This window comes from Halorhodospira neutriphila (genome assembly GCF_016584055.1).
Taxonomy (GTDB): domain Bacteria; phylum Pseudomonadota; class Gammaproteobacteria; order Nitrococcales; family Halorhodospiraceae; genus Halorhodospira; species Halorhodospira neutriphila.
The window spans coordinates 1-8,760 of sequence record NZ_NRSH01000096.1 but is presented as its reverse complement, the minus strand read 5'-3'; the positions used below and the strand labels follow the sequence as shown (position 1 = coordinate 8,760).

10 protein-coding genes are annotated in these 8,760 nt (G+C 69.8%); 3 read left to right on the top strand and 7 right to left on the bottom strand.

Features of this window, described 5'->3' with window-relative positions; genetic code table 11:
- Position 1: 1 nt before the first annotated feature.
- A complete protein-coding gene (locus tag CKO13_RS08750; RefSeq protein WP_200259627.1) occupies positions 2-712 on the bottom strand; it encodes a cyclic nucleotide-binding domain-containing protein in 711 nt (236 codons plus the stop codon).
- Between the two features lie 309 nt (positions 713-1,021).
- On the opposite strand from CKO13_RS08750, the gene CKO13_RS08745 reads away from it, so the two are divergent.
- Positions 1,022-2,185 (top strand): Fic family protein, encoded by a 1,164-nt coding sequence (locus CKO13_RS08745; protein WP_200259630.1) that lies wholly within the window; start codon positions 1,022-1,024, stop codon positions 2,183-2,185.
- A 31-nt stretch (positions 2,186-2,216) separates the two neighbouring features.
- Here CKO13_RS08745 and CKO13_RS08740 read toward each other — a convergent pair whose 3' ends face one another.
- From CKO13_RS08740 to CKO13_RS08730, 3 genes are all read right to left on the bottom strand, one after another.
- The gene (locus CKO13_RS08740; protein WP_200259624.1) at positions 2,217-2,729 is read right to left on the bottom strand and encodes a Rossmann-fold NAD(P)-binding domain-containing protein; all 513 of its coding nucleotides are present in this window, start codon (positions 2,727-2,729) and stop codon (positions 2,217-2,219) included.
- Entirely contained in the window at positions 2,726-3,025 is a 300-nt protein-coding gene (locus tag CKO13_RS08735; protein WP_200259621.1) for a nucleotidyltransferase domain-containing protein, read from the bottom strand. The genes CKO13_RS08740 and CKO13_RS08735 overlap by 4 nt, the downstream gene beginning before the upstream one ends.
- Positions 3,026-3,119: 94 nt before the next feature.
- Positions 3,120-4,031: a phosphoribosylaminoimidazolesuccinocarboxamide synthase gene (locus tag CKO13_RS08730; protein ID WP_200259618.1), complete on the bottom strand. Its 912-nt coding sequence runs from the start codon at positions 4,029-4,031 to the stop codon at positions 3,120-3,122.
- Positions 4,032-4,106: 75 nt separating this feature from the next.
- Here CKO13_RS08730 and CKO13_RS08725 point away from each other — a divergent pair, with 75 nt between their 5' ends.
- Positions 4,107-4,337: a CopG family transcriptional regulator gene (locus CKO13_RS08725; protein WP_200259615.1), complete on the top strand. Its 231-nt coding sequence runs from the start codon at positions 4,107-4,109 to the stop codon at positions 4,335-4,337.
- Complete coding sequence (locus CKO13_RS08720; RefSeq protein WP_200259612.1) at positions 4,334-4,738, top strand: PIN domain-containing protein; 405 nt, start codon at positions 4,334-4,336, stop codon at positions 4,736-4,738. The genes CKO13_RS08725 and CKO13_RS08720 overlap by 4 nt, the downstream gene beginning before the upstream one ends.
- Here CKO13_RS08720 and CKO13_RS08715 read toward each other — a convergent pair.
- From CKO13_RS08715 to CKO13_RS08705, 3 genes are read right to left on the bottom strand one after another with little or no spacing between them, the layout of a single operon-like run.
- Positions 4,683-6,233, bottom strand: a complete 1,551-nt coding sequence (locus CKO13_RS08715) for a zinc ribbon domain-containing protein (RefSeq protein WP_200259609.1) — start codon at positions 6,231-6,233, stop codon at positions 4,683-4,685. The two genes, CKO13_RS08720 and CKO13_RS08715, sit on opposite strands and share 56 nt — an antisense overlap.
- Entirely contained in the window at positions 6,230-7,285 is a 1,056-nt protein-coding gene (locus CKO13_RS08710) for an IS1595 family transposase (RefSeq protein WP_200259607.1), read from the bottom strand. The genes CKO13_RS08715 and CKO13_RS08710 overlap by 4 nt, the downstream gene beginning before the upstream one ends.
- On the bottom strand, positions 7,269-8,711 hold the full coding sequence (locus tag CKO13_RS08705; protein ID WP_200259604.1) for an FAD-binding domain-containing protein: 1,443 nt from the start codon (positions 8,709-8,711) through the stop codon (positions 7,269-7,271). Before CKO13_RS08705 ends, CKO13_RS08710 begins: the two co-directional genes overlap by 17 nt.
- Positions 8,712-8,760 lie beyond the last annotated feature (49 nt).

The following is an 8,760-nucleotide window of genomic DNA, read 5'->3' as shown; positions in this document are numbered from 1 at the left end:
CTCAGGTGCACAGCCCCTCGTCGGTGGCCGTGCCGTGGAGGGTCGCGGTGTCGAGGAGCTGGATCTTGCCGCCGGCCTCCTTGAGCAGCCCCTCGCGCTTCCAGCGCGCCATCAGGCGGCTGACCGTCTCCACGCGCAGCCCGAGCAGCTCGCCGAGCTCGGTGCGCGACAGCGGCAGCGGCAGCCAGTCGACGCTGTCGCCGTGCTTGTCGTGCTTGCGCTGCCAGTGGAGGAAGAAGGCCGCCAGCCGCTCCTCGGCCTTGCAGGTGCCGAGCTCCACGGCGAGGGTCTCGACCTCGCTCAGCGCCCGGCGCCAGCGGCCGAGCAGGGCGTCGGTGAAGCGCGGATCCTCGGTGCGCAGGAGCTCGAGCAGCGCCATCGGCAGGCGGCAGAGCCGCACCGGCGTCAGGGCGATGGCGGTGTGCTGGTAGGGCTCGCCGAACAGGCCCTCGGCCCCGAGCAGATCGCCGCCGACGAGCAGCCGCACGATCTGGCTGCGGTTGCCGGGCTGGCTGCGCACGAGCTTGACCGTCCCCTCGCGCAGGGTGAAGGCGGCGTCGGCGCGCTGCCCCGCCTCGAAGAGCACCTCGCCGGCCGGGTGCGCGAGCGGCTGCGTGGCGGACTGGACGCGCTCGACCAGCTCCGGGCTGATCTCCCCGAACAGGGCCGCCGAGCGGACGGGGCAGCTCTGGCAGTCTTCTTGGGGCTCCACAGGCGACTCCAAAGGATTGGCCATAGATGCAATAAGGCTACCACAAACGGCGATTGCGGAAAGACAATAAGGCAGACTGCGCGGATGATAAAGGCGCCGTCGCCGTTACCGTATAATCCGGAAGGGGTAGCCGCTAGCGGCCCGGCGGGCAGGTAGGCCTGAACTGCCCGCAGGCCTGCTCGAGCCCCCGCCGGCTGAGTTGAGGAGGGTGAAGCGCCCGTGGGCGTCGGGCTACGCGCCATGTTAATTAACACTATACCCCTTTTGTGTTAATAATAAGGCGAGCTCTTTTCACAAGTGAAAATCACGATGCAGCGAGGCCCCTCCGGCGAGTACCTCACGAGGACGACCAGCGGTGAGGCCATCCAGGCCTTCGCGCCCTACGCACTGCCCCCGCAGCCGCCCGTCCAGATGGCGGGAGGGCTCTCACGCCTCCATGACCAGGCCCTAGTCGCCTGCGGGCGGCTCGACGCCATCACCCGCTTACTCCCAGATCCGGACTTGTTCCTCTACGCCTATGTGCGCCGGGAGGCGCTGCTCTCCAGCCAGATCGAGGGGACCCAGTCCTCGCTGTCCGACCTGCTCCTGTTCGAGCTGGACGAGGTCCCGGGCGTACCGCTCGACGACGTCGTCGAGGTCTCCAACTACATCGCTGCCCTAGAGCACGCGCTGCAGCGGCTGCGCTCAGGCTTCCCCTTGTGCAACCGCTTACTGCGGGAGACCCATCAGCTGCTTCTAGCCCGTGGACGGGGCGCACAGAAGCAGCCGGGGAGCTTTCGCCGCACGCAGAACTGGATCGGGGGAACACGACCGGGGAACGCCGCATTCGTACCGCCGCCGCCGGAGCGGATTGAGGGCTGCATGGGGGATCTGGAGCGCTTCATCAACGATGAGGAGCTCCAGCTGTCGGCGCTGATCAAGGCAGCCCTCGCCCATGTCCAATTCGAGACGATCCACCCTTTCCTCGACGGTAACGGGCGTATCGGTCGGCTCCTGATCGCGCTCATCTTGCACCAGCAGGGTGTACTGCGAGACCCCTTGCTGTACTTGAGCCTCTACTTTAAGCAGCACCGAGCCCGCTACTACGAGCTGCTCGAGGGCACGCGGACACGAGGCGACTGGGAGGGCTGGATCGAGTTCTTCCTCGAGGGGGTCGAGGCGACGGCCAACGGCGCCGTCGATACCGCGGATCGGCTCGTCTCGCTATTCCGCGAGGATGCGAGCAGGATCGAGACGCTCGGCCGCGCTGCCCCCAACGCCCTGCGGGTCTTCGACGTGTTCCGTTCCCGCCCCATCACGACGATCCGGGAGGTTCGCCAGCGCACCGGTCTCTCCGCACCCACCGCCGGACGCGCCGTCCAGGCCCTTGAGTCGTTCGGGATCGTCGAGGAGCTAACCGGCCGCCGACGGGGCCGTGTCTACGCCTACAGCCGCTATATCGGGATCCTTAATGAAGGGGCGGATCCACTGTGAGCCAGCGGCAGACCGGGCCGTTATATGGCCGCTATAGGTTCAGCCTTTCAGGCCATGTATGGCCCTCGGGTGGGACGAGGTGCTGTGCCGTGTAATCCCGAATGTGGTTGTACGTCGTGATGAGCAGATCCACGCAGCTACGGGCCCGGTTGATCGCGGCGGCGAACTCCTCGATATCCCGCATATACTCATGGACAAGGCGGTTTCGAAGGTTCCTCGCCTCGATCCAGTCTGCAACCGAGCTCAGCAGCCCTAGCTTCTCCATCCGGTTCAGATTGTCCAGGGCGGCACCCGGTGTCTCGAGGAGGTCTCGCAACAGGCTCGGGACCAGCCTGTCGCCAATCGTGTCCTGCATCCGCCCGTAGCGGGCAACGAACGCATCGAGCCGCTCGGCTCGCTCCGGATCGTCCTCCAAGGCGCCGACCCAGCCAGAATCCACAGGCGTCGGCAGCAGCCGATCCCGCGTGTACCGAAGATGCACGCCCTCTCGGTAGACGGTGTCGAGCAGAAAGACCAGCCGCGGGCTCGCCGGGTACCGCGTCAAAGCTTCACCCCCGTCCTCAGGGCCTCGTCGTGGATCGGGAGTCGTGCTGTCGCCGGGTCCATGATGAGCACATCGATCCGCTGATCCCCTAGCCGCCTCTGCAGGTGCGCCGCCACCCGGCTCGCGGCCGTGGCGCGATCCGGGACCACTCGATCGCTCTCGATCAGCAGGTCGATATCGCCTCCCCGCGCGCGGTCGTCGGCTCGAGAGCCGAACAGCCGAACGGTCACACCGGCGCCGAGCACCTCATGCGCTACGGTCCGGATCACCTCTTGCTCAGAGCTGGAGAGACGCATGACTCGAAGCCATTGAAATAGGACGATTATAGCGGTAAGTACAGCAGAGCAGGCGCCAATCTTGATAATTTGTCAAGATCCCGGCACCCGGCGGCTACGCCCGGGCAGGCCCGGTGAGCCGCCGCTCCGCCTCCCGGTACTTCTCGGCGGTCTTGCGGATCACGTCCTCGGGCAGCCGCGGCGGGGCGGAGCGCTTGTCCCAGCCGACGGCCTCGAGGTGGTCGCGCACGTACTGCTTGTCGAAGGCCGGCGGCGCCGTGCCCGGCTGCCAGGCGTCGGCGGGCCAGAAGCGCGAGGAGTCCGGGGTGAGCAGCTCGTCGATGATCACCGGCTCGCCGTCGGGGGCGAGGCCGAACTCGAGCTTGGTGTCGGCGATGAGCAGCCCCCGCGCCTCGGCGTGGGCCGTGGCGTGGCGGAAGACCGCCAGGGCGATCTCGCGGATGCGCTCGGCCCGCTCGGCGCCGACGAGCTCCGCCGTGCGCTCGAAGGAGATCGGCTCGTCGTGCTCGCCGACCGCCGCCTTGGTCGTCGGCGTGAAGATCGGCGCCGGCAGCCGGTCGGACTGGCGCAGCCCGGCGGGCAGCGCCACCCCCGAGACGGTCCCGTCGCGCTGGTACGACGCCCACCCGGAGCCGGCGAGGTAGCCGCGGACGATGGCCTCCACCGGCAGCGGCGCCAGGCGCCGGACCACCACCGCCCGGCCGCGCACCTGCTCGGCCTCGTCGGCGGCCACCACCGCCTCGGGCGGCGTCTCGAGGAGGTGGTTGGCGGCGATCCCGGCGGTCTCCCGGAACCAGAAGCTCGACAGCCGCGTCAGCACCGCCCCCTTGCCGGGGATCGGGTCGGGGAGCACGGCGTCGAAGGCGGAGAGCCGGTCGGTGGCGACAATCAGCAGCCGCTCGTCGTCGACGGCGTAGATATCGCGCACCTTGCCGCTGTGCAGCCGCGTCAGGCTGTGCAGGCGGCTCTCGGCGAGGGGGGCGGGGGCGTCGCTGGTTGTGTTCATAGGGGCTCGGCCGATGCTTTAATGATGCATAATATGACGTGTAGTCATCTTCGTATATGTTCAAGAGGTGTATCCGTGGGCGAGGTCACCATCTATCTCGACGATGAGCATGAGCGTCGCCTCAAGCGAGCAGCCCAGTCAGCGGGTCTGCCGGTCAGCCGTTGGGTCGCCTATGTTATCGAGGAGCACACCTGCACCCAGTGGCCGGAGTCCATCCAAGCGATGGCGGGTACCTGGAAAGACTTCCCGACCGCTGAAGAGCTCCGGCAAGGCAGCGCTGCGGACAGCGCGCGGGAATCCTTGTGAGATTTGCCCTAGACACCAACACGCTGATCTACTTTTTCAAGGGGCGCGGCGAGGTTGCCCGCAATCTACTAGCCACTGCACCAGCTAGTATCCTGATTCCGGCCGTTGTGGTCTATGAGCTCGAGACCGGAATCGCGAAGTCCAGCGAGCCCGATAAACGTCGAGGCCAGCTGGATGAGCTGCTTGATACCGTGACTGTTTTGCCTTTTGACCGGCAAGCGGCCATCCAGGCAGCGCGTATCCGCGCTCGGCTCGAAGGTCAAGGTACGCCTATCGGCCCTATGGATACCCTGATCGCTGCCACTGCTCTAGCCCATAACGCCACACTTGTAACCCACAAGGGCATTATTGCGTTGCGCTTCGACCCACGAGATCTTGTGGGTGCGCGCTCGGCAACGTGATCCCCGGGCCGGCCCGCGCATCAGGCCGATCCGGGTCACCCCTGGAGCCCCACCCAGGGGATCGCCGCGTCGATCCCGGGGGCCGACACGGCTTTCGCTCGGCGAAGCGCCGGAGCGCCTCGCCGAGGACGGCACGCCGGCGGCGGCGCGGGTTCCCCATGACGGGGCAAGAACGTCTCGCCCCGAGGTTCCGGGCCGCGTTGACGTCGGCGTGCATCCGGCGACCGCAGCAGCGGCACCGGAAATCGGATTGGCTGCGGCGGTTGGCTTTCTCGACCCAGCCGCAGTGCGAGCAGGCCTGCGAGCTGTAGGCGGCGTTCACCTCGGTATGCGTCACGCCGTAGCGCTCCTCCAGGTCCTGGAGCTTGGCGCGGAGGACGCCGCGCCCGCAGTTGGTGAGGAGCCGGTTCATCCGCTTGGACAGGCCCGGCATCCGGAAGTCCAGCCGCTCCACCGTCAGGTGGGCGGGCCGGTGCAGGTACACGAGGCGGTTCAGGATGCGGTTGATCTCCGTGCGCAGCCAGCCACGCAGCTGCCGCACGGCCTTATCGTAGCGCCTCGAGCGTACCTTCAGCCCGGCCTTCTGCCGGTGCCGGGCGATGCGCGTGATGCGCCGGTCCAGCCGCTCGAGGTGTTCTAACGCGCCCCGCCCCATCCGGTCGCCAGCGTCGGTGGCGATCAGCGTCGACAGGCCGAAGTCGATCGCGAGATCGTCGCGCAGCGGGGTGTAGGCCGCGCGCTGCGCGGCGAACGGCGCCGAGACGTCCGTGACGACGCCCACGCTGATCCGTCCGTCCCGGTCCTCGTTGACCTGGACCGTCCGGCAGCGCTGGCCTTCCCGCCGCTCGAAGTACGGGTGGGACTGGAGCGGGATCTCGATCCGCCGGCCCCGCTCCAGCGTGCCCAGGCGCAGCCAGAGCGGGAACGCCGAGGCGCACCTCGCCTCGGCGAGCGTGGCCTGGCGCTGGTCGATGACCATGTTCACCCGCTGGAACGACGGCCGCCGGTGCCGGCCGAGCACATGCCGCATGATCCGCCGCGCCAGGTCGCGCACCGCGTCCGGGACCGGCTCGCCGGTGTCCGGCATGACGACATCCCGGTGCAGATCGAACCAGGCCTCGGCCTTGTTGACCACGCGCAGCATGTGCCTGGTGCGCTCGTCGAACGCCTCGTGCCGGGCGACGATCTCGGCGAACTCGTTCTGGCGGTTGGCGAGGAACGAGCTCAGCGTGCCGACGACCTGATAGCGCACCATCTGCAACCGTGCGGCGCCGACCTCCGCCTTGGCCGCGGCGACGCCGGGCACGGCGGCCTCCTGGGCCGCCGACAGGTTCTTGCAGAAGCCGCCGTCGCGGAAGAAGCGTGTCCACTGGTCCGCGGCGACCGCCCGCGCCGCCCGGCGCCAGGCGCGCAGCAGCTCGCGCACGGCGGCAGCCTTGCCGGCGTTCATCGCCGGGGGCAGCAGGTCGGTGCGGTGGATGGCCGTGGCCGTCATGCGGTCAGCACCCGGAATGGCAAGGGCTCGGCCGGGCGGGCGAGCAGCGAGATTAAGGTGTTAGCGTCCCGTTTGCGATGATTCCAGGCGTGCGCCGCTTGAGCAGCATAGCGATCCAGGTGCTTGCCACTGACCCAGTGATGCACGCCCACCACCATGCGTCGGAGTAGCGCGTGATACGACTCCGCCGTATTGACGTGAACGCGCTCCCCGCTGTCGGCGTCGGTTCGGGCATACGCACGCCTGGAATGGTTGACCGTCAGGTGGCTGGGATGCGCCCGGCCGAGCTTGCGGTAGGCCGGCAAGGCATCCGTTATCAGCCGCGCCGCTGGATCGACCCAGGCGCGCCACGCGGGTGTGATCGCATCCGTGCGATGGCTTTCGATGCGGCGTGCATGAACCGCCCCACCGCGCTCGACGGCAGTCAGCAGCAACGGCTTGGAGGTGCCGCGACCTTTCGGACGCGCCCGTCCGGAGCTGCTATCCGTTGCATCGCCCGCGCTCCGAGTGCGCGGACCACCGCCCACGTAGGTTTCATCCATCTCCACGATGCCACGCAGCACCGGATCGTCGCTGGCCATCATCTGGCGGATCCGGTGCGACAGGTGCCAAGCGGTTCGATACTGGAGGCCGAGCCAGAAGCCGAGCTGACGGGCGGAAATGCCCTTGGATGAGCACGCCATCAGGAACATCGCGATGAGCCAGGTCCGGACCGGAAGGTGAGAGGCCGCCATCGGCGTACCTGAGCGCGCTGAGGTGGCCCGGCCGCAGTCGCGGCAGTGGAACAGCATCTTGCGCCCCGGCAGCCGGCGTGCGTTGCCGACGGAGCCGCACCAGCGGCAGACCGGGCCCTCCGGCCAGCGCGCCGACAGGAACAACGCCTCAGCATGCGCCTCATCCGGCACCAAGTCCAGGAAGCCTTGCAGGGTCAGAGAGTCATGCACCATACCCATCAAGATATAGGACATCATCATCAGAAAGCAATAGATCCGACCCACAATACCAGCGAATTCCGGCGCGTCCCCCAGCTTCAGCTCACGGACTGGTTCCACTCAGCGACCTAAAGGCCGCCAGCGCCGCCTCGCGGCTCTCGCGCAGGTCGACGACCGGCTCCGGGTAGTCCCGCCCGAGGGTGACGCCGCTGCGCCGGCGCGCGTCCGCCGGCGCCGCCCACGGCTGGTGGATCCACTGCTTGGGCAGCCCGGCCAGCTCCGGGACCCAGCGCCGGACGTAGTCGCCGTCGGGGTCGAAGCGCTCGCCCTGGCGCACGGGGTTGAAGACGCGGAAGTAGGGCGCGGCGTCGGCGCCGCAGCCGGCCACCCACTGCCAGCCCATGCTGTTGCTCGCCCGGTCCCAGTCCACGAGGGTGTCGCGGAAGAAGGCCTCGCCGTGCTGCCACGGCAGGCGCAGGTTCTTGACGAGGAAGGAGCCGACGACCATGCGGGCGCGGTTGTGGAGCCAGCCGGTGGCCCAGAGCTCGCGCATCCCGGCGTCGACCAGGGGGATGCCCGTCTCGCCCCGCTGCCAGGCGGCGAGCAGCCGGCCGTCGGGGTCCTCGCGCCACGGGAAGGCGGCGAAGCGCCGGTCCACCGGGCGCTCGTGGAGGCGCGGCTCCTGGGCGAGGAGGTGGTGGGCGAACTCCCGCCAGCCGAGCTCGGCGCGGAAGGCCTCGACCGACTCCGCGGCGGCCGCGCCCTGCTCGGCGGCGTCGGCGAGGGCGTGCCAGAGCCGGCGGACGCTGAGCTCGCCGAAGTGCAGGTGCGCCGACAGGGCCGAGGTGCCGGCCTGCCCCGGGTAGTCGCGGGCCTCGCCGTAGGCGGCGGCGCCCGCGGGGAGGAAGGCCTCGAGCCGGCGCTCGGCGCCGTGGGCGCCGGGCTGCCAGAGCGGCTCGAGCTTGCGGTCCCAGCGCACCCGCGGCAGCAGGCCGAGGGCCGCCAGGGGCTCGGGCTCGGGGGTCGGGCCCGGCGGCGGCAGGTGCGGCGAGGGCGCCGGCAGCGGCGGGTCGAGCTGCGCCCGGACGGTGCGCCAGAAGGGGGTGAAGGCGCGGTACATGCCGCCGCTGCGGTTGCGCGCGGCGTGGGGGTCGGTGAGCAGCCCGTCGGGCAGCACCCGCAGCGCCACCCCGTCCTCGGCCAGCGCCGCGGCGGCCTCCCGGGCGGTGCGCTCGGCCTCGGGCTCGGCGACGGCGGTGGCGTAGACGGTCTCAGCGCCGCACGCCCGGGCCCAGTGCTGCAGGGCGGCGACGGTGGGCCCGTGGGCGAGGTGGAGCCGGCTGCCGGCGGCGGCCAGCGCCGCCTGGAGCGCGGCGAGGCTGTGGTGGCGCCACCACTGGCTGGCGGCGCCGGGGGCCGGGTCCGCCTCGCCGGGGGCGTGGACGTAGAGCGGCACGACCCGCTCGGCCGCCGCGGCGGCGGCCCGCAGCGCCGGCTGGTCGGCCAGGCGCAGGTCGCGGCGCAGCCAGACGAGGGCCGTGCTCACGGCCGCCCCTCGGCGCCGTGGTGGGCGGCCAGCGCGGCGCCGAGGGGCG